Annotated in this window: 27 protein-coding genes; 13 read left to right on the plus strand and 14 right to left on the minus strand. The window is 70.7% G+C overall.

All coding sequences use genetic code 11. The features are described from left to right. Position 1 precedes the first annotated feature (1 nt). Together HDA43_RS15190 and HDA43_RS15195 are read left to right on the plus strand one after the other, a co-directional pair. On the plus strand, positions 2-388 hold the full coding sequence (locus HDA43_RS15190; RefSeq protein ID WP_179821193.1) for a hypothetical protein: 387 nt from the start codon (positions 2-4) through the stop codon (positions 386-388). A 293-nt stretch (positions 389-681) separates the two neighbouring features. After that, positions 682-1,164, plus strand: a complete 483-nt coding sequence (locus tag HDA43_RS15195) for a hypothetical protein (RefSeq protein WP_312873269.1) — start codon at positions 682-684, stop codon at positions 1,162-1,164. Between the two features lie 84 nt (positions 1,165-1,248). On the opposite strand, the gene HDA43_RS15200 is transcribed toward HDA43_RS15195, so the two are convergent. Beyond that, positions 1,249-2,196: a hypothetical protein gene (locus HDA43_RS15200; RefSeq protein WP_179821196.1), complete on the minus strand. Its 948-nt coding sequence runs from the start codon at positions 2,194-2,196 to the stop codon at positions 1,249-1,251. Between the two features lie 412 nt (positions 2,197-2,608). Between HDA43_RS15200 and HDA43_RS15205 the strand changes: the two genes are divergently transcribed. The 3 genes from HDA43_RS15205 to HDA43_RS15215 all read left to right on the plus strand — a co-directional run bounded on the left by HDA43_RS15205 (position 2,609) and on the right by HDA43_RS15215 (position 3,806). Beyond that, positions 2,609-2,869, plus strand: coding sequence for a hypothetical protein (locus tag HDA43_RS15205; RefSeq protein WP_179821198.1), 261 nt, complete (start codon positions 2,609-2,611; stop codon positions 2,867-2,869). A gap of 201 nt (positions 2,870-3,070) precedes the next feature. Beyond that, a complete protein-coding gene (locus HDA43_RS15210) occupies positions 3,071-3,370 on the plus strand; it encodes a hypothetical protein (RefSeq protein WP_179821200.1) in 300 nt (99 codons plus the stop codon). Positions 3,371-3,563: 193 nt separating this feature from the next. Then, positions 3,564-3,806 carry a hypothetical protein gene (locus HDA43_RS15215; protein ID WP_179821202.1) on the plus strand — a complete coding sequence of 81 codons (243 nt, stop codon included), beginning with the start codon at positions 3,564-3,566 and terminating at the stop codon, positions 3,804-3,806. Between the two features lie 146 nt (positions 3,807-3,952). Here HDA43_RS15215 and ptsP read toward each other — a convergent pair whose 3' ends face one another. From ptsP to HDA43_RS15270, 12 genes are all read right to left on the minus strand, one after another. Next, a complete protein-coding gene (gene ptsP, locus HDA43_RS15220; RefSeq protein WP_218911729.1) occupies positions 3,953-5,779 on the minus strand; it encodes a phosphoenolpyruvate--protein phosphotransferase in 1,827 nt (608 codons plus the stop codon). Next, positions 5,772-6,056, minus strand: a complete 285-nt coding sequence (locus HDA43_RS15225; RefSeq protein ID WP_179821204.1) for an HPr family phosphocarrier protein — start codon at positions 6,054-6,056, stop codon at positions 5,772-5,774. The genes ptsP and HDA43_RS15225 overlap by 8 nt, the downstream gene beginning before the upstream one ends. 103 nt (positions 6,057-6,159) lie before the next feature. Next, the gene (locus HDA43_RS15230; RefSeq protein WP_179821206.1) at positions 6,160-7,197 is read right to left on the minus strand and encodes a zinc-dependent dehydrogenase; all 1,038 of its coding nucleotides are present in this window, start codon (positions 7,195-7,197) and stop codon (positions 6,160-6,162) included. Beyond that, positions 7,194-7,646, minus strand: coding sequence for a PTS mannitol transporter subunit IIA (locus tag HDA43_RS15235; protein WP_179821208.1), 453 nt, complete (start codon positions 7,644-7,646; stop codon positions 7,194-7,196). The genes HDA43_RS15230 and HDA43_RS15235 overlap by 4 nt, the downstream gene beginning before the upstream one ends. Beyond that, positions 7,639-7,947 (minus strand): PTS sugar transporter subunit IIBC family protein, encoded by a 309-nt coding sequence (locus HDA43_RS34380; RefSeq protein WP_189250402.1) that lies wholly within the window; start codon positions 7,945-7,947, stop codon positions 7,639-7,641. Before HDA43_RS34380 ends, HDA43_RS15235 begins: the two co-directional genes overlap by 8 nt. 3 nt (positions 7,948-7,950) lie before the next feature. Beyond that, positions 7,951-9,135, minus strand: a complete 1,185-nt coding sequence (mtlA, locus tag HDA43_RS15240; RefSeq protein WP_218911730.1) for a mannitol-specific PTS transporter subunit IIC — start codon at positions 9,133-9,135, stop codon at positions 7,951-7,953. Positions 9,136-9,248: 113 nt separating this feature from the next. Continuing rightward, entirely contained in the window at positions 9,249-10,190 is a 942-nt protein-coding gene (gene pfkB, locus HDA43_RS15245; protein ID WP_179821211.1) for a 1-phosphofructokinase, read from the minus strand. Continuing rightward, positions 10,187-10,948, minus strand: a complete 762-nt coding sequence (locus HDA43_RS15250) for a DeoR/GlpR family DNA-binding transcription regulator (protein ID WP_179821213.1) — start codon at positions 10,946-10,948, stop codon at positions 10,187-10,189. Before HDA43_RS15250 ends, pfkB begins: the two co-directional genes overlap by 4 nt. 430 nt (positions 10,949-11,378) lie before the next feature. After that, entirely contained in the window at positions 11,379-11,567 is a 189-nt protein-coding gene (locus tag HDA43_RS15255) for a hypothetical protein (RefSeq protein WP_179821215.1), read from the minus strand. Between the two features lie 226 nt (positions 11,568-11,793). Then, positions 11,794-12,270 carry a hypothetical protein gene (locus tag HDA43_RS15260; RefSeq protein WP_179821217.1) on the minus strand — a complete coding sequence of 159 codons (477 nt, stop codon included), beginning with the start codon at positions 12,268-12,270 and terminating at the stop codon, positions 11,794-11,796. A gap of 85 nt (positions 12,271-12,355) precedes the next feature. Next, positions 12,356-13,015 (minus strand): class I SAM-dependent methyltransferase, encoded by a 660-nt coding sequence (locus HDA43_RS15265; protein WP_179821219.1) that lies wholly within the window; start codon positions 13,013-13,015, stop codon positions 12,356-12,358. A gap of 209 nt (positions 13,016-13,224) precedes the next feature. Continuing rightward, positions 13,225-13,614 (minus strand): hypothetical protein, encoded by a 390-nt coding sequence (locus tag HDA43_RS15270; protein WP_246423995.1) that lies wholly within the window; start codon positions 13,612-13,614, stop codon positions 13,225-13,227. A gap of 287 nt (positions 13,615-13,901) precedes the next feature. Between HDA43_RS15270 and HDA43_RS15275 the strand changes: the two genes are divergently transcribed. From HDA43_RS15275 to HDA43_RS15285, 3 genes are all read left to right on the plus strand, one after another. Beyond that, the gene (locus HDA43_RS15275) at positions 13,902-14,330 is read left to right on the plus strand and encodes an Rrf2 family transcriptional regulator (protein ID WP_179821221.1); all 429 of its coding nucleotides are present in this window, start codon (positions 13,902-13,904) and stop codon (positions 14,328-14,330) included. Positions 14,331-14,420: 90 nt separating this feature from the next. Beyond that, positions 14,421-15,158, plus strand: a complete 738-nt coding sequence (locus HDA43_RS15280) for an NIPSNAP family protein (RefSeq protein ID WP_179821223.1) — start codon at positions 14,421-14,423, stop codon at positions 15,156-15,158. Positions 15,159-15,402: 244 nt separating this feature from the next. Continuing rightward, complete coding sequence (locus tag HDA43_RS15285) at positions 15,403-16,989, plus strand: serine hydrolase domain-containing protein (protein WP_179821225.1); 1,587 nt, start codon at positions 15,403-15,405, stop codon at positions 16,987-16,989. Between the two features lie 84 nt (positions 16,990-17,073). On the opposite strand, the gene HDA43_RS15290 is transcribed toward HDA43_RS15285, so the two are convergent. Continuing rightward, positions 17,074-17,517, minus strand: coding sequence for a hypothetical protein (locus tag HDA43_RS15290; RefSeq protein WP_179821227.1), 444 nt, complete (start codon positions 17,515-17,517; stop codon positions 17,074-17,076). A gap of 292 nt (positions 17,518-17,809) precedes the next feature. On the opposite strand from HDA43_RS15290, the gene HDA43_RS15295 reads away from it, so the two are divergent. The 5 genes from HDA43_RS15295 to HDA43_RS15315 all read left to right on the plus strand — a co-directional run bounded on the left by HDA43_RS15295 (position 17,810) and on the right by HDA43_RS15315 (position 20,920). Beyond that, entirely contained in the window at positions 17,810-18,079 is a 270-nt protein-coding gene (locus HDA43_RS15295; protein ID WP_179821229.1) for a hypothetical protein, read from the plus strand. After that, entirely contained in the window at positions 18,076-18,267 is a 192-nt protein-coding gene (locus HDA43_RS15300) for a hypothetical protein (protein WP_179821231.1), read from the plus strand. The genes HDA43_RS15295 and HDA43_RS15300 overlap by 4 nt, the downstream gene beginning before the upstream one ends. Beyond that, a complete protein-coding gene (locus tag HDA43_RS15305) occupies positions 18,264-18,521 on the plus strand; it encodes a hypothetical protein (protein WP_179821234.1) in 258 nt (85 codons plus the stop codon). The genes HDA43_RS15300 and HDA43_RS15305 overlap by 4 nt, the downstream gene beginning before the upstream one ends. Positions 18,522-18,785: 264 nt before the next feature. After that, positions 18,786-19,109 carry a hypothetical protein gene (locus HDA43_RS15310; protein ID WP_179821236.1) on the plus strand — a complete coding sequence of 108 codons (324 nt, stop codon included), beginning with the start codon at positions 18,786-18,788 and terminating at the stop codon, positions 19,107-19,109. Between the two features lie 584 nt (positions 19,110-19,693). Then, the gene (locus HDA43_RS15315) at positions 19,694-20,920 is read left to right on the plus strand and encodes an FAD-dependent monooxygenase (RefSeq protein ID WP_179821239.1); all 1,227 of its coding nucleotides are present in this window, start codon (positions 19,694-19,696) and stop codon (positions 20,918-20,920) included. Positions 20,921-21,205 lie beyond the last annotated feature (285 nt).

Consider the following 21,205-nt stretch of genomic DNA (forward strand, 5'->3'; position numbering starts at 1 on the left):
CATGCTGCCTGGACGCGTCCTCGACGTCAGCGCCCTGATCGACATCGCGGTGGCGAAGACCGAGTACTCGCGGAGCATCGCCGCCATGTGCCTGTTCCGCGGCGGCGGGATATGCATCCCCGCCACCAGCCTCGCGGCCGTGCTGTCGATCTCCCCGATATCCACCCAGGTCGAGTTGTTCGAGCTGGTCACGACGCCCGGCGTGGTGGTCGACGACTTCACCTACGGGAAGGTGGGCGACATCGCGGAGATCCTCGACGGTTCGCGGGACATCACCGCCGGACACGCCGTCTGGTGCGCCCGGAACACCAAGTGGCCCATCCTGACCGACCGCGGCGGGGAGCTCTCCCAGTACGACCAGCACATCGCGATCGACCCCCTGCCCTGAGGCGGGTACGGCACGGCACCGGCGTCACCGGCACCCCTCCGCCGTGCCGCCGCCGAGGCTCCGGCGTTCCCAACGCGTCACACGTCCCGCGCTCCCGGTACGGCCTCACCGAGGCGCTCAGGAAACCCCGGAACAAACGCCGACTCCACCGGACCCCGCCCGCGCGGCTCCGGCCACGGACCCGCGGCCCTGACGTGCCTCCGGACGACCGATCGGCGGGCGTCATCCGGACCCGCCGGCATGATGTCCGGACGACGCCGTCCACCGGGAAGACGGCGAGGAGGAGGCGCCGCGTGACCGGATCCGACGCGATGATGGCCAGGATCGGTCAGGGGATCGAGCTGGGCCACCGCGGTGAGCGCGAAGCGGCCCGCCTGCTGTTCTCCGGCCTGTGGGATGAGATCGGCGCGAGCGGCGATCCCATGCACCGATGCGCCCTCGCCCACTCGATGGCCGACGTCCAGGACGACGTGCGCGAGGAACTGCTCTGGGATCTGCGCGCCCTGGAGGCCGCGGAGCTGATCACCGACGAACGGGCGCGCCAGGCCGGTGTCATCGGATCCGCGAGTGGCCTCTACCCTTCCCTGCATCTCAACCTGGCCGACGCCTACCACCGGCTCGGCGACCTCGGCCGTGCCCGCGACCACCTCGCTCGCGGCCGCGCCGCCGTGGGCGCACTCGGTGACGACGGCTACGGCCAGATGATCAGGCGGGGCCTCGACCGCCTCGCCGACCGCCTGGCGGCATCCGCCCCGGTTGAGCCGCCGCGGCGGTGACGCCGGACGGCGGAGCCGTACGCTCTGGGACCGCCGGCGCGCCGCGGCTCGCGCATCGCGGACGGGGACCGGCGCCGGAGCGGGTCACCCGTCGAGGACGCCACGGCGACGCGACCGCAGTCCGATGCCCGCGGCGAGGGTCAGCAGGAAACCGGCCACCACGAACGTCCGCGCGTCGGGGCCGGCCTCACCGCCGCCTCCGGTCGCGGCCGCTCCGAACGGGGTCTCGTTCACCCCTCCGACCTGCTCCACCGCTTCCTCGGCCACGACCGCCGGTTCCGGGGCCCCCGGGCCGGAGTCCGCCGACTGGTCGACCGTGGTGACCGTGACGGTGGGGGTCGGTTCGGGCGTCGGGTCCGGTGTCGGATCCAGGGTCGGGGAGACCGGGGCGGAGTCGGTCGGATCCGGAGTCGAAGTCGGGTCGGCCGGCTGCCCGTTCTCTGAGGCGACGGGGAGGGAGTAGGTCTTCAGGGCGCCGGTGTTCAGCACGTCGCACTTGATGAACGGGCTGTTGGACGCGGTCCCGAAGTTGACGGCTCCCGGCTTCACCGTCGCGGTGCCCGCGTTCCTCGGAGTGGTCCTCAGGGAGACCCATCCCTCCGGCAGTTGGAGGGCCTGGCCCGCCCTGAGCGTGGCGAGGTCATTCGTCCCGGTGGCGGAGGTGAAGTTCTCGATCCCGCTGATGGAGGCGTACGCGTACAGCTTGGTCCCGGCGGGCAGCCCCACGTCGGGCACCCTCAGCACGCCGGCTTCGTCGGCGTAGGTTCCGCGCCACCGGATGATCGTCTGCACGTTCACCTTGGCGCCGGACGGCATCTCCATCTCGACCCTGATCCTGACGTCCTGCTTCTCACGGCTGGCGGCCACTTCACACCGGTATTCGACGACGTCGGTGGCGAGAACCGTGGCCTGCCGTACTTCGGAGACCGTCTGCCGCGCCTCGGAGGCCGCGGCGTGCGCCGGTGGACAGAGCAGGACCAGGCCGCCGGCCACGGCGACGGCGACGGCCGAAAGAGCGGGACGGATGCGCAAGACATCTCCTGTCGTGACAGAGGGGCACAGGAGAGACGAGGCATGAGGACGTCCGGTTGACAGCTCCGAGCCCTTTTCATCCCACTGATATCTGCAGAGAAGTCTGAAAGATCCTTCGGGTGATCGTCCACCGGAACGCCGGAAGTAACTCCCGCGGCGGACCCGCTGTCCCCTGCGGGGGGAACGACCCGATAAGGCGGCGCTGGACACCATGTGACCCGTCCGCGACGGCCCTTTCCGGCGCTCGCGGGCGGCACAGGGGGCTGAATCGGTGGCGGGAACGGGGATGGCGCACCGCCGATCGCGCGTGCCGGGTTCCCACGTCCCGCGACGATGGCGCGGAACGTGGGGGGGCCGGGCGCCCTCCGTCGTGCGCCGAACGACGACAGACCACCGAGCAAGAGGACATGAGATGCCCATGAAGGCTCTGCCCACCGCGATGGTGGCGGCCGCACTGACCGCCCTGACCGTGCTTCCCGCGGTCCCCGCAGCGGCGGCCGCCACCGCGGAGGTGACGATCCGCGTCGAGCGCTCGTACACCGAGACCGTGCAGGAATGGCGTGGCATCCCCTTCACCTGCCCGACCGACCAGGTGCTGACCGGCCGCTCGCACACCGGTGACGAGAACGGCTCCACCTCCTACCGGTACTCCCTGGTCACGCTCGAAGGCTGAGCGCTTCCGTCCGCCCGCCCCGGAACCACCTCCCGCGGACTGATCCGCCGAGCCGGGGCGGCCGTACGGCCCGCCGCACGCCGCCGGACCCCGCCGCGTGGACGCGGCGGGGTCCGGACCGCGTCCTGTTCCCGCCGGTGAGGTGACGGCCACGGCGCCTGCCCGTATCGTCCGGTGTGAACGGCGGAGGAGCTGATCTCGATGGGCCTTGGCGCGGCACAGTGGATCCTGTTGGGAGCCGGATGCCTCAACGTCGCACTGGGGGTCCACTCGCTGGTGACCGGCCGGCTCCCCCGCCTGCTCTTCCGCCGGCACGCCGGCCTCGACCCTCGCTGTTACGGGCGGGGGCAACTGCTGATGTCGGTCTTCCCGTTCGCCCTCGGGCCGAGCATGGGGCTGGTGGAAATGTCGTACGAGCTGTCGGTCGCGGTGATCCTCGTGGGGCTCGGGGTTTTCCTGGTGGGGACATGGCTGACGTGGCCGGGGGACCGGATCCCGTAGCCCCTGGCCCCCGGAAGGAACCGCGGCGCTCGATGCTCATCGGGAGACCCGTCCACCGGCGGCACCGGACGGCCTGATCGGTCCTGCGCCGGGCGAGAACCACCGCCATCGGCCGAAGCCGGGAGCCACGGGAGTCGGGAGCCGGCCAGGACCCGACCTGGCTGCCCGCTCCAGCGGTGGACGCGGCAAATGGGTGGATCGCTGGCGCTTTCCGGAGGCGCCGCCCTACGAGGGGGCCCACACCGACACGGTGCCGCACCTGACCGTCGGGCACGACGCCCCCGGGCACGTCCTCGACCGGGCCGCCCGGACCGTCTCCGCGCACCTGCCGATCCCGGCCGCGGTCGAGAACGTCCTGCTCATCAGCGGCTCGCAGGAGCCCGGCTCCTGGCGCACCGTCGCCACGTTCCCGCTGGGGCCACGGCCGACCGGGTGACCGGGTGACCGGGTACGAAGGCTCCGCGCGTGGGCGGGCCGTGCGGAGCCTCCCGAGCGGTCACGCCGGTCCACCCGCGGTGACCGCCCGCCGTCACGACGGTTCGTCCACCGTCACCATGGTCAGCCCGCGGTGACCGTTCACCGTCACGACGGTCCGTTCGCGGCGACCGCCTGCCGGGCCCGCGCGGGGTCATCGGCCTCCAGGGCGGTCCGGGCGTCGTTCCGGCAGCGCTCCAGGGAGCGGAGGGCCAGCGCGTCCCGGACCGGCGCGACGCTCGGCGCCGACATGGACAGGCTGGTGACGCCCAGCCCGACCAGCACGGGCGCCAGGAGGGGGTCGGCTGCGGCCTCCCCGCACACCCCGATTGGCTTGCCCGCCGCCCGCCCGGCCCGTGCGCACTCGGAGACCAGCCGCAGGAGCCCCGGCTGCCAGGGGTCGAGCAGGTCGGCGAGCTCTCCGTGCTGGCGGTCCGCGGCGAAGGCGTACTGGCTGAGGTCGTTGGTGCCGAGGCTGAGGAAGTCGAGCCGCTCCAGCAGGCGGTCCGCCCGGAGCGCGGCGGCCGGAACCTCGATCATCGCACCGACGCGGGTGAGCCCCCGCGCCCGCGCCCGCGCGGCGAAGTCGTCCGCCTCGGCCACCGTGGAGACCATCGGCGCCATCACCCACGGCTCCGCGCCGCTCATCCGGGCCGCCTCGGCGATCGCGTCGAGCTGGGTGTCGAGTACGGCGGGCCGCCCGCGCGCGACACGCAGCCCCCGCACGCCCAGCGCGGGGTTGGGTTCCCGGCCCGCCCCGAGGAACGGCAGCGGCTTGTCCGACCCCGCGTCGAGCGTGCGGACGACGACCTTCCCGCCCGGGAAGGCCCGGAAGACCTCCTCGTACGCCGCGACCTGCTCGTCGAAGCCCGGAGCCTCCCTGCGGTCGAGGAAGAGGAACTCGGTGCGGAAGAGCCCCACCCCCTCGGCCTCCACCTCCGGTCTCAGGTCGGCGGCGGAGCCGATGTTGAGCAGGAGCTCGACCGGGTGGCCGTCGGCGGTCCGGCCGGGGCCGCCGCTCGCGGCCCGCCGACGACGGTCGGCGGTGGCGCGCCGCCGGATCTCGGCGGCCTCCTCCTCCCCGATGCCGGTACGGACCTCCCCGGTGGTGCCGTCGACCGACACCCAGGTCCCCTCGCCGATGCGCGTGGCGCCCGGGCAGGAGACCACGGCGGGCAGGCCGAGCGCGCGGGCGAGGATCGCGGTGTGGCTGGTCGGCCCGCCCCGCTCGGTGACCAGGGCGAGCACGGTGCCGGTGTCGAGTCCCGCCGTGTCGGCGGGGGCGAGGTCGTCGGCGACGAGGACGAACGGGTGGCCGGGATCGGGGACGCCCGGCACGGGCAGGCCCAGCACCTCGGCGACGGCCCGGTTGCGGATGTCGTCGAGGTCGGCGGCGCGCTCGGCGATCAGGCCGCCGACCGCCAGCAGCGCCTCCCGGTAACCGGCGCAGGCGGCGTCGACGGCGTGGGCGGCGTCCATCCCCGCCGCGGCGTTCCCCTCCACCGACTCCAGCAGGCCCGGGTCCGCGGCGATGAACGATTGCGCCTCCAGGATCGCGCTCGCGGCCGGGTCGGACGCGGCCGCGGCCCGGGCCTCCAGCTCCGAGGCGACGGCCGCCAGCGCGCGCAGCGCCTCGCGGCGCTCCCGGCCGGGGTCGCGGCCCCGGACCGGGGCGGGGAGCGGGGGCGGGCCCGCCATCCGGAAGACCCTGCCCGCGGCCCGCCCGGGACCGACGCCCAGCCCGCGCAACGTCCCGGTCACCGGCCCGCCCGATGCCGCCGTATCGGTCCCGGCCGCCGTTCCGGGGTCCACCCTGGGGTCCGTTCCGGGGTCGGTCCCGGTTCCGGTCCCGGGCGCCGTACCGGTCCCGGCCGTGTTTCCGGGGAGCGGCGCCGTCTCAGACAGGGGCACGGGCGCGGCCGTCGGCTCAGGCATCCGGCGCCTCCTCGGCGTCGAGGTCGCGGGAGAGGAGCCCGGCCAGGGAGTCGAGCGCGGCGTCCGCGCCCGGCCCCTCGGCCTCCAGCACGACCTCGGCGCCGTGTTCCGCCCCGAGGGCCATCACGGCGAGCATGCTGTCGGCGGGGACGGACCTGCCCGCGCCGAGCCGGATCCGCACCGGCACCCCCTGCGCCGCCGCGGCCTGGACGAAGAGTTTGGCGGGCCGGGCGTGCAGACCCGTGCGCGAGGCGATGACGACTGTCCTTTCCGGCATTGTCCGGACTTCCTCTCTGGCGGGGGGCGGGGATGGTGGTGCGGGCCCGAGCCGGGGCCGAGGCCGGGGCTGGGATCGGAGCCAGGGCCGGGGCCGGGACCGGTCAGGGCTCGACGGTGACCTTGATGGCCTCGCCGCGGCTGACGATGCCGATCCCGTCGAGGACCTCAGGGAGCGGCAGCCGATGGGTGATCAGGTCGGCGACGGGGACCCGCCCGTCGGCGATCAGCCGCAGGGCCTGGGCGTTGTGCGCCGGGCTGGACCCGTTGGCGCCGACGATGGTCAGCTCCCGGTAGTGCACCAGGTTGGAGTCGCACCGGATGATCGGATCGTCCTTGGGCAGGCCGCCGAAGAAGCTGATCCGTCCCTGGCGGGCCGCCATCCGCAGCGCCTGCTCCTGAGCCGCGCCGGAGGCCGCGGCGGTGATGACGACGTCGGCGCCCCGGCCCTCGGTCAGCTTGAGCACCTGGTCCACCACGTCCCCGGAGCCCTCCCCGCTGTGCACGGCGGCGTCCGGCCGTACCAGCGACGCCGCCGCCTCCAGCCGTCCGGCGTTGACGTCGACGAGGAACACCCGGGCGGCTCCGCGCGAGCGGGCCAGCCGTACGTGGAGACAGCCGATGGGGCCCGACCCCATGACCACCACGTCGTCGCCCTCGCCGACCCGGGCCAGCTCCTGGCCGTTGAGCACGCAGGCGAGCGGCTCGGCCACCGACGCCTCGGCGAAGCCGACCCCGTCGGGGATGCGGTTGACGCCGTCCACGGCCAGGACCTTCTCGGGCACCACCATGTACTCCGCGAAGCCGCCGTCGTAGTGGTAGCCCATCGACTCCTGGTTCGGGCAGACCGTCATCCGTCCCCGAAGGCACTCGCCGCACCGGCCGCAGGGGATGGCGGCGATCACCTGCACCCGGTCGCCCGGCGCCCAGCCGCCCGCCCCGTCGACCACCTCCCCGGCGATCTCGTGGCCCATGACCCTCGGCGGCCTGATGTGGTGGTGCCCGTACCTGAGGATCTTGGCGTCGGTGCCGCAGGTCGAGCAGTTGCGCACGCGGATCCTGAGCTCCCCGGGCCCGGCGACGGGTTCGTCGGCGTCCTCGACCCGGATGTCACCGGGGGCGTGGAAACGGGCGACCTTCATTCTTCCTCCTCGATCGGTTCCAGCAGGCGCAGCACCTCGGCGACCTCCTCCGCCTCGCGGAGCGCACGGGCACGCTCGGGGTCCATCAGGATCCGGGCCAGCGCGGAGAGCAGCCGCAGGTGGCCGTCACCTCGGGCGGCGATGCCGACGCACACCGTCACCCGCTCGCCGTCCCAGTCGACGCCGTCCGGGAAGCGCAGCACGCAGAGGGCGTCGTGCCTGACGACCTCCTTGGCCTTCAGGGTGCCGTGCGGGATGGCGACCCCCTCGCCCATGTAGGTCGAGACCGCGCGCTCGCGCTCCAGCATGGCGTCGAGATAGGGGGACTCGACCGCGCCGACCTCCATCAGCGCCCGGCCGCACTGCAGGATCGCGTCGTCCCGGTCGGCCGCCGAGGCGGTGAGCCGTACGGCGCGCGGGTCGAGGGGAAGGGGCGCGGTCTCAGCCACCGACGGTCCCGCCCTTCTTGATGGTGTCGACGAGCCGCGTCACGGCGGGGTCGCCGATGAACACCTGGAAGGGGACCAGCACGGTGCCCGGAGCCGCGGCCCTGGCGCGGTCGGCCAGTCCCGCGTGGCAGAGCACCACATCGGCGTCGCCGGGAATGGAGTTGACCGGGGTGTGCACCACCTCCACCCCCGCCCCCTTGAGCTGGCGGCGGACCTGGGTGGCGAGCATGACGCTGCTGCCCATGCCCGCGTCGCAGGCCACAACGATCTTGCGGATGTCCTTGCCGTCGATGCCGGCCATGGGTCATGCCTCCTTGCTGGCGGGTGAGGTGGCGGGAACGGTGCCGGGAACGGTCTCCTCCGGGGCCTCCGGGCCCTTCGCATCCGCGTCCGAGTCCGGGGCCGTACGGGTGGCCGCGGTCGTGTCCGCGTCCGTGTCCTTCTCGCCCCGGCCGAAGCCCAGCAGCACCGCCGCGACCGCGAAGGACACGGCCGTGGCGACGACGATCCCGGCGGCGGAGGCGAACCAGCCGCCCTTGGGGGTCACCGCGAAGTAGGCGAAGACGCTGCCGGGGGACGGCGGAGCCACCAGGCCGGCGCCGGTGATGATGAAGGTGAAGACCCCCGCGGCGCCGCCGGCGATGACGGCGAGGATCAGGCGCGGCTTCATGAGGACGTACGGGAAGTAGATCTCGTGGATGCCGCCGAAGAAGTGGATGATCATCGCGGCGGGGGTGCTGGGGCGCAGCGCCCGGGGGCCGAAGAACAGGAAGGCGAGCAGCAGGCCGAGGCCGGGGCCGGGGTTGCTCTCCAGCATGAACAGGATGGACTTGCCGTGCTCGGCGGCCTCGGCCACGCCCAGCGGGCTGAGCACGCCGTGGTTGATGGCGTTGTTGAGGAACAGCACCTTGGCGGGCTCGATCAGGACCGAGGCCAGCGGGAGCAGGTTGTTGCCCACCAGCCAGCCGACCGCCTCGCCCGCCGCCCTGGTCACCGTCTGGATGACCGGGCCGATGCCCAGGACGCCCAGTATCGCCATGGCGCCGCCGACGATGCCCGCGGTGAAGTTGTCCACCAGCATCTCGAAGCCGGCCTTCGTCCGGTCCTGGGTGAAGCCGTCCACCAGTTTGATCAGGTAGGCGGCGAGCGGACCGATGATCATCGCGCCGAGGAACATCGGCACCTCGGCGCCGACGACCACGCCCATGGTGGCGACCGCGCCCACCACGGCGCCGCGCTGGCCGTGGACCATCCGCCCGCCGGTGTAGCCGATCAGGACCGGGATCAGGACCTTGACCATCGGTTCGACGAGGGCGGCCAGGGTCTCGTTGGGCAGCCAGCCGGTGGGGATGAACAGCGCGGTGATCAGACCCCAGGCGATGAAGGCTCCGATGTTGGGCATGATCATTCCGGCGAGGTGCCCGCCGAAGCGCTGGATGGTGGCTCTCACCCCGGTCCCCTGGACGGTGGGTGTGTAGTCGGTGCTCATCCGGTGTGCTCCTTCCGGGGTGACCGGCGGCGCGTCGGGCCTGCCGGTCAGGGGGGTGGTGGTGCGCCGCTGTCAGCCCCCGGACCACAGCGGCAGGGTGGGATCGGTCTTCGTCAGCCCCCGGACCGCAGCGGCAGGGCGGGATCGGCCGTGAAAGTGCGGACGTGGTCGCGGCGGATGTCGGCCGGACCGGGCATCCGGCTGCCGGGCAGCCCCACGGCGGCCGTCGCCCAGGCCAGCGCCTCGACCAGTGCGGCCTCGCCCCGCGCTCCGGCGGCGAGGAACCCGGCCAGCATGGCGTCGCCGGCCCCGACGGTGCTGCGGGGTTCGGCGACCGGGCCCTCGCCGTACCAGACCTGGTCGCCTTCGAGGAGGACCGCGCCGTCGGGCCCGAGGCTGGCCAGGACCGTGCCCGCTCCCCGGGAGCGCAGCGTCGCGGCGGCTTCGATCGCGTCACCGAGCGTCGTGATCGCCCGGCCGGTCGCCTCGGCGAGCTCCTCCCGGTTGGGCTTGACCAGCGCGGGCCCCGCTTCCAGGGCCTCCCTCAGGGCGGGCCCGCTGGTGTCGACCGCGACGAGGATGCCCGCGCGGGCGAAACGGCGGCACAGGCGGGCGTAGACGTCGGCCGGCACCTCGGGCGGCAGGCTGCCGGAGGCGACCACCCAGTCCGCGGAGCCCGCCGCGCCGAGCACCGCCTCGGCGAGGGCGTCCAGCTCGGCCGGGGACAGGGCCGTGCCCGGCTCGTTGATCTTCGTGACCGTGCCGTCGGGTTCGGCCAGCGCGACGTTGGAGCGGGTCGGCCCGGTGACCGGAACGGTCACCATGTCGATGCCCTCATCCGACAGCAGGGAGATGAGCCGCCTGCCCTCCTCGCCGCCGTAGGGGACGACCGCGCGGGAGCGGACGGCGTTGGCCAGCAGCGCGCGGGAGACGTTCACCCCCTTGCCGCCCGGATCGAGATGGGTGGCCGCGGAGCGGATGACGGCGCCGCGGTCGAGCGACCCGATGTCGATCGTCCGGTCCAGGCTGGGGTTGAGGGTCAGCGTCACGATCATGCACGCACCACCTCGGGACCGGCCGCCGCGATCTCGGCCGCCGTCGCGGCGTCCAGGCCGGTGTCGCTGATCACGAGGTCGATCTCGGACAGCGTGGCGAAACGGGCCAGGTAGGTGTTGGTGAACTTGGTGTGGTCGGCGAGCAGCACGCTCCGCTGCGCCGCGCCGATCATCGCCCGCTTGATCGCGGCCTCGGCCGGGTCGGGGGTGGTGAGGCCCTTGGACACCGAGCAGCCGTTGGCCGCCATGAACGCCACGTCCACGTGCAGGTCGGCGAGCGGGCGCAGGGCCCAGTCGTCGACGGTGGCCAGTGTCCGCCCGCGCACCCGGCCGCCCAGCATGATCACGTTCAGGCCGGGCCGTACGGCCAGCGCGGTCGCCAGGGGCGGGGAGTTGACGATGACCGTGAGCTCCCGGTCGGGAGGCAGGATCTGGACCAGCCGCGCGGTGGTCGTCCCCGCGTCGAGGATGACCGCGCCGTCCTCCGGGAGTTCGGCGAGGGCGGCCTTGGCGATGCGCTCCTTCTCGGCGGTCATCACCTCGTCCCTGGTGGCCAGGGCGGGCTCGAAGCCCAGCCGCTCCACGGGGATGGCGCCGCCGTGCACCCGCCGCAGCACGCCCGCCCGCTCCAGCGCGGTCAGGTCACGGCGGATGGTCTCGGTGGTGACGGCGAACTCCTCCGCCAGCGCCATCACGTCCGCCCGCCCGGCCTCCCGGGCGCGCCGCAGGATCTCCTGCTGCCGCTCCTCGGCGTACATGGTGTTGATTCACCGCCGTTTCGATTTGGTTTCATCTTTATTTACACCCGTATGTGTTGGAAAACAAGGGTGCAGCTCTTCGGCGTCCCTCCTGCCGGCGGGCACGCCGAGGCGATGGCGTCCGCCGTCAACGGGGCTTTCCGTGGCTGCCGGCCGAGAGCAGGGGCAAGGGTCAGGACTCGAAGACCAAGGTCAAGATAAAGATCGCGACCGATGGCCAGGGCCGGGAGCGGAACCGGGACCGGGACCGAGGTCAGGGACCGGGACCGGAGCCAAAGGTCGAGGCCGGAAGGCAGGGGTCGCCCATGACGGCGCACGGCCAGGTGCCCCGAAACGGCCGACGGCACCCGGCCGGGGCTTACGGCCCGGCCGGGTGCCGCTTCTCGTGCTCAGCCGCCAGACTTCCCGGTGGTACACGCGGGAGCACCGCCTACCGCCTCATGGCCCTGTAGCGCCTGAGCAGGGCTGTGATCTCGTCGTGGTCGCGTGCGCCGTTCAGCTCGTCGAGCAGATCGTCGGGGCACAACTCGTAGAGGTCGCCCCACCAGCGGCGCGTCTTGTTGTCCCAGATCCGGTAGCCGCCGGGAACACCTCTGGCGACATAGCGCCTCCTGCCCATGGTTCGCCACCCTGCAGTGCGCCGATCCGGAGGGCAAGCCCGGCGATCAACCGCGCTCCCCGGCGAACGGGGGTGAAAGCTCCCCCCTCCAAGCCGCAGTGCGGTCGGAGTCCGCGACGCCGGGCCGTACGGCGACGCACCGCATCACCTTGGCCCTTACGGGTTCCCATGGGATCGATCCGGCCGCGCCGCCATGTCGGAGGGACACCGCGTGAACGCTTACGGCCTACTCGGTATCGAGATGGAGGAGCTGGGAGATGCGCTGGCGGGGCAGCATCAGCACATGGCTCACATCGTGAATGCTCCATCCCTTGTCCAGGAGGAGACGGGCGGCGCTGCGGGTCGCGCCGACCTCGGCCGGCTCGGCTTCAGCGCGCGCCGAGCGGGCATCCATGACGGCCGCCAGCGCTGCCTTGGCTTCCGGGTCGGCGGGAACGACCTGGAAGCAGGTCATGCCGGGCTCGTCCTGAAGCAGGTCGAGGACGCGTCGGGCGATGTTCTTCCTGGCCTCTCTCCAGGTCGCGCCCTCGGCTCGGACGACGTCTCCGCCGGGAAGGTCGCGGGCGACAGCGATCCACTGATCTCCGCTGTGGGTGAGGGTGGCGGCGACATAGCGGCTGACGGTCTCGACCTCGCCCTCGGCCTCGTCGGAGGTGTCCAGGAAGTTGGGTTCATCGAAGATCTTCTCGGCGTATGTCCGCATGGTCGGAACGTAGAGTCGACACGGCTTCCCGTCCAGTGGATCGGCCGCGTGACGATCTCCGGCGCCCGACCGACTGTCGATCGCGTCAAGCCCTGAACGCCCTGACCGCCAGGGCGTAGGGAATGGGGTCCTCGCGCGGCTCGGTCACCCGGTCGATGTTCAGCCCCGCGTCGATGAACGCGTTGATCAGGTCGGGCAGTGGTACATGGCTCATGCCCACCCTGTCCCGAAGCCCGCCCTCGCGCCACCACGGCGAACGCCTGTGCCGGCCCGTGATCCGGTACGTGGGGTGGATGACCATCGCCCCGTCCGGACGCGGCTCGATGTGAGGACCGTTGAAACACGGATGCACGCCGTAGAACAGCAGCATCCCACCCGGCCGCAGCACGCGGGCGGCCTCCCGCACCAGGCCGGCGAAGTCGCCGACATCGGTGGAGACCCACAGCGCGGTGACCGTGGCGAAGGTGCCCGCGGCGAACGGAAGCCTCGTGGCGTCACCCTGCAGGAGTGGAGCTCCGTCCCTGCCACGGGCCAGGCGTAGCTGGTCGGCCGAGCGGTCCAGGCCGACGACGGTGCGGCCGGTGGACCGGATGGCTTCGAGGTACAGGCCGGTACCGCAGCCGATGTCCAGGCACAGGCCGGCCCCGGGGCCGAGGAGATCGACGATCCAGGCGGCGTTACCACCGGCACCGGGCCCGATGTAGCCGTCGTACCATTCGGCCTGGCCGTCATATCGCGCGGTCATGATTCATTCATACACAGGGATCACGCAACGGGCCCGGTGAACGGCACGCGACCCGTCCCCCGGTCCGCCTCCGCCCTCCTCGCAGCCGCCGCTCCTCAGCCATGTCAGAGATCAGCGAAGCCGGCCGCGGACGGAGACCGCAGGCGCCCTTGAATCGGCGGGCGCGTCCGGGCCGTTCGACCTCCACGAAACCCGGCGTGGTTCAGTCGTCAGGTCAGCGCCAAGCACACCGCGAACGGGACGGGGATGAGCACAGCCGCACCAAGCCATGCCGCCGGCCTTCGCCCGCGTCGGAGCGGAAGGACCACGTCGGCCACGGCCACCAAGGCCACTGTGAACACACCGGTCACCGCCAGGAGAAGCATGACGGGGTAGGAGTGATCGAGGATCGTGTAGTTGCAGTTGGTGAGCCCCGGCTTGGCGAGGTCTTCCGGCGTCCTGCAGTCCATCGGCATGTACTCGGTCAGCAGCCACCACGCCAGATGGAGCGGCACGATCGCGGGCACGCCGAGCCCGAGGTTCACCAGGACGGGCCCTCGGAGGCCGCCCTTCGCCCCTCCCCTGCGCAGGACACGTCCGTCACTCCTGTATTCGGGCATCGTCCCGCTCTTTCTCATGCTTCTGCCGTTCTCCGAGGAGGATCGGAACCACCTCGCACTGCACGCGATGACCAGCCACGCTACTCGGCGAACCGGGGCGGGGAACGAATCCCGGCTCACCGATCGCCCCGGCCTCGGCGGAGAGGCGGCCACCCGGCGGTGATCGCCGGGCTACATGAGGGCCGCGATGTCACCACCCGCGTCCCCGCATCCCTTCGACAGCGGCCCGTCGACGTGGCTTGACCGCCGCACGGCTGTAACAGAAAATGTTACGACAAGGAGGGGTGATGGCGGCGAACAGTCGGTTGACCATCGCGACGCATGCGCTGACGTGGCTGGCGCTGGCGCAGCGCCGCGGCCAGGAGGTGCTGACCTCTGACCAGGTCGCGGCCAGCGTCAACACCAACCCCGTGATCATCCGGCGCAGCCTCGGCGACCTGCGGCGAGCCGGTCTGGTGGAGGTCCGCCACGGTGCCGGCGCAGGCTGGAGTCTGGCCCGTGCGCCCGAGGAGATCACCCTGCTCCAGGTGTACGACGCGGTCGGGGGGGAGCAGCCATTCGGCCTGCACCGTACCGAGCCCAACCTGGAGTGTCCGGTCGGCCGAGGCATCCGGCCCGCCCTCAACCAGACCTACGGCCGGGTTGAACAGGCCATCCGGCGGGAGCTGGCGGACACCTCCATCGCCGACGTGCTTCGCGAAACGTTGACGAACTAGTCGCCGGTACGGCGGTCGAATCCCGCCGGATCACAGCACGGCCGTTGTTGTAACAAAGCTTGTTACATCATTGAACGAGGAGTGGATCCGATGGAAGCCGTACGGTGTCCGATCGTCGAACTACGGCAGTACACGCTGCACCCGGGACAGCGCGACGTGCTGATCGACCTGTTCGACCGGGAGTTCGTCGAAACCCAGGAAGCGACGGGCATGACCGTCCTGGGGCAGTTCCGCGACCTGGACGACCCCGACCGGTTCGTATGGCTCCGTGGCTTCGAAGACATGCCGCGTCGCGCGAAGGCGCTGGAGAGCTTTTACGGCGGGCCGATCTGGCGGGCGCACCGCGACGAGGCGAACGCAACGATGATCGACTCTGATGACGTGCTGCTGCTGCGACCGGCCTCGGCGCGGGGCGGCTTCCCGGCACCGGTGGACGCCCGGCCGGCCCCCGGCGAGCCGTCGGTGTTCCCGCCGTCGCTCGTCCTCGCCACGATCTGGCACGGCATCGGCCCGTTCGACACCGCGTTCATCGAGTTCTTCGAGCGGCGGGTCAGGCCCGCGCTCGCCGAGGCCGGCGGCGAGCCACTGGCGTATCTGCGGTCGGAGCACGCCCCGAACACCTTCCCGGCGTTGCCGGTGCGGACCGGCGAGGAGGTCTTCGTATGGTTCGCACGGTTCGCCGACGAAGGTCGGCTCGACGAGCATCTGGATCGCCTGCAGCGCTCGGAACGCTGGTCCGAGGAGGTGCTGCCCGCCCTTTCGGAGCGGTGGGTGAGGACGTCGCAACGACTGCGACTCGCGCCCACCCGGCGGTCGCTGTTGCGGTGAGCCCCAAGGCGGGCGGCCCGGCCTGTCGGCCGAAGGCCGCCGGTAGGCCGGACCGGTGCGGCCACTTTGCGAGCCCGCCCTGGGTCCCGCCATCGACGACATGTGCGGGTGCGGTGCCGAGACGAAGAGATCCATGTCCCCTGACGAAAGTCAGGGGGCGGGCTAGACGATCGTGTCCTGTGCGCTGCCTGCACGGACTTCTACCTTTGGGTTCCCGGTGAACAGGAAGCTCGGAAGGAACCCGATGAGGATGCGGAAGGCCGCGGCGATGGCCGGACTGGCTGGTGTGCTGCTGGCCTTGGGAACTACGACGGCGCATGCCTCCGCAGCGTCCCCGCGGCCCGGAGACCTGAGCGCAAGCACGATCGACGACTACATGCGCGATTATGTCGAGCGGACCGGGCTGCCTGGTGCCATCGTTGCCGTCACCAAGGGCGACCGGGTCGTGCATACGGCAGGTTATGGTCACACAGCCGACCACGAGACGATCACCAAAGCCACTCCGATGCCGCTCGCCTCGGTCTCCAAGTCGTTCACGGCCCTGGCGGTCCTTCGCCTCAGCGATGAACGCAAGATCAACCTGGATGCTCCTGTACGGACATATCTCTCCGAGTTCGCCATGGCCGACCCGCGCGCCGCGAAGATCACGGTGCGGCAGTTGCTCCAGCAGACCTCGGGGATGAGCGACATGAGTTTCCCGGAGCTGACGCTCCCCGCACCGGACACGCTCAAGGACGCTGTCGCGATGTTGCGAACCGCTCCGCTCGCCACCGAACCCGGCACCGCGATGGCCTACCACAACCCCAACTACGCCGTCGCGGCGCGACTCGCCGAGGTGGTGGCCGGAGTGCCGTTCGCCGACTACATGAACGCCGCCGTGTTCCGTCCGCTCGGCATGACGTCCACCACGACCGTGAACACCACCGGGGAACTCCCCGGCCAAGGCGCGGGTTACATACGAGCCTATGGCCGCGTCATCGAGCGCTCCCATCCGAAGTGGTTCCTCAACGGCGCCTTCGGCGTGGTCAGCACCGCCGACGATCTGGCCAAGTGGATGATCGCGCAGAACGGCGCTAACTCTGCCCTGCCCGGGAAAATCCTGAAGACCGCCCAGACCGCCTCCGGCGTGGCCGGCAGCACGTACGGCATGGGCTGGTACACCGGGAAGACCCCCGGTGGAGCACCCCAGCTCCAGCACACCGGCTGGCTGCTCACCCACAACTCCGCACAGACACTCCTGCCCGCGAGCCAGTACGGCATCGCCGTGGTCACCAACACAGGGATGATCTCCGGCGACGACGCGCTTCTCATCACCAACGGTCTGATCGACATCATTGAGGGCCGCCCCGACGCCGGAGCGGCGCCCTTCACCATGACAGCGGACCCCTGGCTGGCCGGCCTGAGTGTGCTCAACCTCGGACTCGGCGCCCTGGGCGTCCGCCGTGCCCGCCGCTGGGTCCGCCGCCGCGAGGGCCTGGCCGTCTGGCGCCCGCTCGTGAGGCTGATTCCGTACGCGACACCGATCGTGCTCTTCTTCGGCCTCGCGGACCTTATCGGCTTCGCCATGCACAGGGCGGGCACACTGGAGCAGATCACATACGTGTGGCTCGCGCCGTACGTCTGGGCCGCCACCGCCGCACTCGCCGCCGCCGCCGTCATCGTCTCCCGCTTCGTGCACCTCGTCCGCGTCCGTAGCCTTCGTGTACGCAGCAATGGGTCATTCGACCTCTTTTCCGGCAGACGCGGACGGGGCGGCTCACCGGACCGTGGGAAGCGATCACCTCTCGTACGGAAAGTGATCAAGGGAGAGCCTTCTTCGCCGCAGGCCTGACCCACTCGCGAACACCGCCCAAGACAAAGGCCCGGACTCCGGATCATGGAGCCGGGCCTGTCGCCGTGCAGAGATGATGCCTTCTCAGGAGAGGACAGGAGCCCCCGCAGACGGCCAGAACTGCAACTTGAACAGGGCGAAGCCGACGATGTCCGCTGTGAAGTCCTCATGACCGAGGAGCTTCCTGTGGACCCTGAACTGCCACTGGCGGCCCGGGTGGCCCAGCTCGAACTCTTCGTAGTAGTCCGATTCCCCGGAGTGGCAACTGATCGCGTGCATCCTTCCCGAGGGAAGGTGAATGGCCCCCGACCAGCTCTCATCCCAGCCCATGGCAGGTGGCTCGTCGTCCCAGAGTTCGTACTTGATGAGAACATGGTCACAGTAGGTGGCCTCAAGCGCGATGGACCGGGGAACGACGTCGCCCCTCTCGGGCCCGAAAAGATCCCATTCCGCTTCGACGTCCACGACCCCCACCAGATACCGCTCTATCTTGCGCGAGTCGAGAAGTGTCTTGATGATCCCCGCCATGGCACTCCCTGAGGGCACGTGCTGGTGCATGCGAGCCGATCATGGCGTGCGAGGCCGACAGTTCGAGTCGACCCAGGGGGCGTTTGATCCCTTTCTGTGGTGTGCGGGAAGGCTTGTCCGACCGACAGGCTGCTGGGTTCACCGGGTACCGCCGGATATTCATGCCGTCGTAGCCGCCGACCCGGCTTCAGGACACCGCGCCCGGCCGAGAAGATCCTGTCGCATCCCACGATGCGGTGCTCTGTCGCTCTTCTTCGGCGGCAGAGCCGTCCACGCCAACTGGGATGATCTCGTGGCCACGGCTCAGGACCGCACCCTGGAAGGGTGGAAATACCACCTGATCTGCTCTTCGAGCAGTTGCACAGGCGCTGTCTCAGCGCGAAGTGGGTTCCAGACCCGGGGCGGCACCTTCGGCGAGATCTCTCATCAGGACAGTCCTGATCAGGGTCGTATGGCCGGCCGTCTGCCGACGGTGGACGACGCGACGATTCCAGCGCCGGACGGCATACTGCGCATCATCGAGATCAAAACAGTTGTGGAGTATGAAGCCTCCACCAGATGATCATGAGCATGGCCGATCCGCCTGACCCTTTGCCCGAGTTCTTCGACTGCGGCTGCTCGGACATCCACCATCGCCAGCGAGCCGGTGAGGTCGAGTGCCCCCGGCATAGTGACTTCGACGTTTACTGCGACGCGGTCGAGCAGCACACTCCGATCCATGTAATCACCGGTTATGAGGGGATCCCGTGACAGAGGAAGAGAAAGAGGTACCCGTAGGCCAGGCCCTGAACGGCCTCGATGTCTATCCGCTTCCCGAGGGATGGACCGCCCTGGGGGCGATAGTCCTTGTGAAGTGCCTCGATGAGGAAGGTCATTCCTCTTGGGCGTTCAGGACCACGGATGGTCTGAGCGATGAGGAACTCCTCGGTGCCCTGACCGTCCGAACCGATCTCCTCCGCCGCAAGCTCTACGACGACTACATCGGTGATGACGATGACGACTGAGACAAGGCCGATCACCTAACGACGGCATCAGCTTGGCATGCGCATCGATCATGTCTCGTAGGAGCACCGATCTGGGCGTTGGGCCGGACTTGAGCGGCCGTGGTCGACCCCCTCCCGTCCCTGGTCCGCTCGGCTTGTCCCGGGCCGATGGCAGACGTGATGACCAGGTTCCACCTCGGCCGTCGGCAGGCCGACGCGATAGGCGCACCCTTCGGTCATCCCGGAGCCGGAGCGCGCCGGCCGGAGGCTGGAAGGAGTTCGTCAATGGCGCTGCGTCGCTGGCTGGTCCGTGGGTTTTGGTGGCTGGACGCCGTACTGGGAGGCGACGCCGAACCTGGGCGAAGTCAGATCTTCGCCGCGCGGCACCCGGTCAAGACGGGAGTGCGGGTAGGGGCGGCGATGGGAGCTCTGTTCGCGGTGCTGGGAGTTCTGTCCCCGGGGGCATGGAGCTGGGGTGAGGTGGGGATTCCGTGCGCTGTCATCGTCTTCTTCGGTGTGTTCATGACGGGCGTCGGGTTCTGGGAGCGGCGGAGGCAACGGCATTACGGCTTCTACGAGGAGGCTCGGCGTACCGAGCTCGGCGGCTGAGATCGATGCTGTGCGGCGGCGGGGCGCCGGGGTCGGCGTGTTGGTCGGGTACGGCGGGGCGCCGGGGTCGGCGTGTTGGTCGGGTACGGCGGGGCGCCGGGGTCGGCGCGTTGGTCGGGTACGGCGGGCCCGTGGTGCGCCACGGCTCGGGTCGCCGCCGACCGGGACCGGCCCCCAGGCCGCACGCCCGGTCGGCGGGCGGCGGAGGGCCGGGTACGGCGGCGCGGCGCGCCGCCGCCTCACCCCGGCCGGTGAGACCTCGCCGCGACGCCTCCCCTGACGGAACCGTGATCAGCGTGAACTGGTCACGGCGCCCTCAACGGAGTACGGCTCTCACCTTCCACCGGGGCGGGAGCCGTACCCCGTTCAGGTGAAGCGTTTCGGCCCGGCACCGATCTCCATGCGGGAGGTCCGGATCTTCCCGGAACGCATCGGGCCGGACGAGCCGCTCATGCCGGAGCTACGCGGCCACCGGGGCGCGCGCCCCGGTGTGGCTCGGCACCTGGCTTGATGACCTGGGAAGACATCACCATCTGCTACTCTATGCTGCTAGTTGATTACAATAAGTAACGACGGGGGTTATTGTGAAGATCGCCTGCGTCGGCGGCGGACCCGCCAGCCTGTACTTCTCGATCCTGATGAAACGGGTGGACCCGTCCCACGTCATCACCGTCCACGAGCGGAACCCAGCCGGTTCGACATACGGCTGGGGCGTGACCTACTGGGGCGAACTACTCAACGACCTCCACGGTGCCGACCCCGAATCCGCATGCACCATCGAGAAGAACTCAGTCCACTGGGACAGATGGGAGGTACACGTCCACGACCGCACCACGGTGGCGACGGAAGACTGGGGCGAAGGCTTCGGCATCGGCCGGCACCAACTGCTCGACATCCTCACCGAACGCGCCCGCTCCCTCGGCGTGCACATCGAGTTCGAACACGAGATCACCGACAGGGGCGAACTCGCCGACGCCGACCTCGTCGTCGCCGGCGACGGAGTCAACAGCCTGCTGCGCGAACGCCACACCGACCACTTCGGCTCCGAGGTCACGGTCGGACGCAACGTCTACGTCTGGCTCGGCACCACCAAGGTCTTCCGCTCCTTCACCTTCACCTTCGTGGAGACCGCGCACGGCTGGATCTGGTGCTACGGCTACGGATTCAGCAAGGACCACAGCACCTGCGTCATCGAATGCTCCCCCACCACCTGGAAAGGACTCGGACTCCACCAGGCGAACAGAGCCGACGGCCTGGCCCTCCTGGAGAAACTCTTCGCCGACGCCCTGGACGGACACCCGCTGATCACCCAGGCGCACACCGAAGACGGCACACACTGGCTGAACTTCCGCACCCTGACCAACCGGACGTGGTACCACGACAACCTCGTCCTGCTCGGAGACGCCGCGCACACCACCCACTACTCCATCGGCGCCGGCACCGCCCTCGCACTGGGAGACGCCGCCTTCCTGGTCAACGCACTACACGGAGAGACGGAACTCCAGACCGCCCTCGCCCGCTACGACCGGGAACGCCAAGCCGTGATCCGCCTCTCCTTGAGAGCGGCCCGCTATAGCGCCCGATGGTACGAAAGCCTCCCACGCTACGTCGGTCTTCCCCCGGAGCAACTGATCGCGCTGCTCGGCCAGCGGCACTCCCCGCTCCTCCCGCATGTCCCACCGCGGCTGTACTACCGGCTCGGTCAGGCGGCCGAGCAGTTCAGGTCGCTACGCAACCGCGGACGCCGGCCGGACCCCGGACCACACGGACCAAACACACCGGGACAATCGGACGAGATGATCACGCGCTGACCCGCCCCGAGACGAAAGCGACCACCCGCGCCGCCGCACCACGTACGCCGAGGCAGAGCCACCGCCGTTTACATCGAGACAGAGCCACCGCGGCGCGCCGACCTGCCCGAGGGGCAGAGCCACCCGGACGGTCAGGCCGGCGACCACCTCGACCCTGACACCGGGGAACTGCTGCCCACCTGGGATGAAGCGCTCGACCGGCTCGACACCGACGACGACGCCGAACCGCTGCACGTGATCCACTTCGGCGACCAGGTCGGCGTCCAAGGCATGCTCGCCGGAACC

The organism is Streptosporangium sandarakinum (genome assembly GCF_013409935.1).
GTDB classification, from domain to species: Bacteria; Actinomycetota; Actinomycetes; order Streptosporangiales; family Streptosporangiaceae; genus Streptosporangium; species Streptosporangium nondiastaticum.

Bases quoted from the DNA above. Each gene is read 5' to 3' on its own strand.
- HDA43_RS15270 (WP_246423995.1), bottom strand. From the start codon at position 13,614: ATGCCCGAATACAGGAGTGACGGACGTGTCCTGCGCAGGGGAGGGGCG.
- HDA43_RS15250 (WP_179821213.1), bottom strand. From the start codon at position 10,948: ATGTACGCCGAGGAGCGGCAGCAGGAGATCCTGCGGCGCGCCCGGGAG.
- HDA43_RS15260 (WP_179821217.1), bottom strand. From the start codon at position 12,270: ATGCGGACATACGCCGAGAAGATCTTCGATGAACCCAACTTCCTGGAC.
- HDA43_RS15265 (WP_179821219.1), bottom strand. From the start codon at position 13,015: ATGACCGCGCGATATGACGGCCAGGCCGAATGGTACGACGGCTACATC.
- HDA43_RS15310 (WP_179821236.1), top strand. From the start codon at position 18,786: ATGGCGCTGCGTCGCTGGCTGGTCCGTGGGTTTTGGTGGCTGGACGCC.
- HDA43_RS15300 (WP_179821231.1), top strand. From the start codon at position 18,076: ATGATCATGAGCATGGCCGATCCGCCTGACCCTTTGCCCGAGTTCTTC.
- HDA43_RS15290 (WP_179821227.1), bottom strand. From the start codon at position 17,517: ATGGCGGGGATCATCAAGACACTTCTCGACTCGCGCAAGATAGAGCGG.
- HDA43_RS15280 (WP_179821223.1), top strand. From the start codon at position 14,421: ATGGAAGCCGTACGGTGTCCGATCGTCGAACTACGGCAGTACACGCTG.
- ptsP (WP_218911729.1), bottom strand. From the start codon at position 5,779: ATGCCTGAGCCGACGGCCGCGCCCGTGCCCCTGTCTGAGACGGCGCCG.
- mtlA (WP_218911730.1), bottom strand. From the start codon at position 9,135: ATGAGCACCGACTACACACCCACCGTCCAGGGGACCGGGGTGAGAGCC.
- HDA43_RS15210 (WP_179821200.1), top strand. From the start codon at position 3,071: ATGGGCCTTGGCGCGGCACAGTGGATCCTGTTGGGAGCCGGATGCCTC.
- HDA43_RS15205 (WP_179821198.1), top strand. From the start codon at position 2,609: ATGCCCATGAAGGCTCTGCCCACCGCGATGGTGGCGGCCGCACTGACC.
- HDA43_RS15285 (WP_179821225.1), top strand. From the start codon at position 15,403: ATGAGGATGCGGAAGGCCGCGGCGATGGCCGGACTGGCTGGTGTGCTG.
- pfkB (WP_179821211.1), bottom strand. From the start codon at position 10,190: ATGATCGTGACGCTGACCCTCAACCCCAGCCTGGACCGGACGATCGAC.
- HDA43_RS15230 (WP_179821206.1), bottom strand. From the start codon at position 7,197: ATGAAGGTCGCCCGTTTCCACGCCCCCGGTGACATCCGGGTCGAGGAC.
- HDA43_RS15225 (WP_179821204.1), bottom strand. From the start codon at position 6,056: ATGCCGGAAAGGACAGTCGTCATCGCCTCGCGCACGGGTCTGCACGCC.
- HDA43_RS34380 (WP_189250402.1), bottom strand. From the start codon at position 7,947: ATGGCCGGCATCGACGGCAAGGACATCCGCAAGATCGTTGTGGCCTGC.
- HDA43_RS15190 (WP_179821193.1), top strand. From the start codon at position 2: ATGCTGCCTGGACGCGTCCTCGACGTCAGCGCCCTGATCGACATCGCG.
- HDA43_RS15255 (WP_179821215.1), bottom strand. From the start codon at position 11,567: ATGGGCAGGAGGCGCTATGTCGCCAGAGGTGTTCCCGGCGGCTACCGG.
- HDA43_RS15275 (WP_179821221.1), top strand. From the start codon at position 13,902: ATGGCGGCGAACAGTCGGTTGACCATCGCGACGCATGCGCTGACGTGG.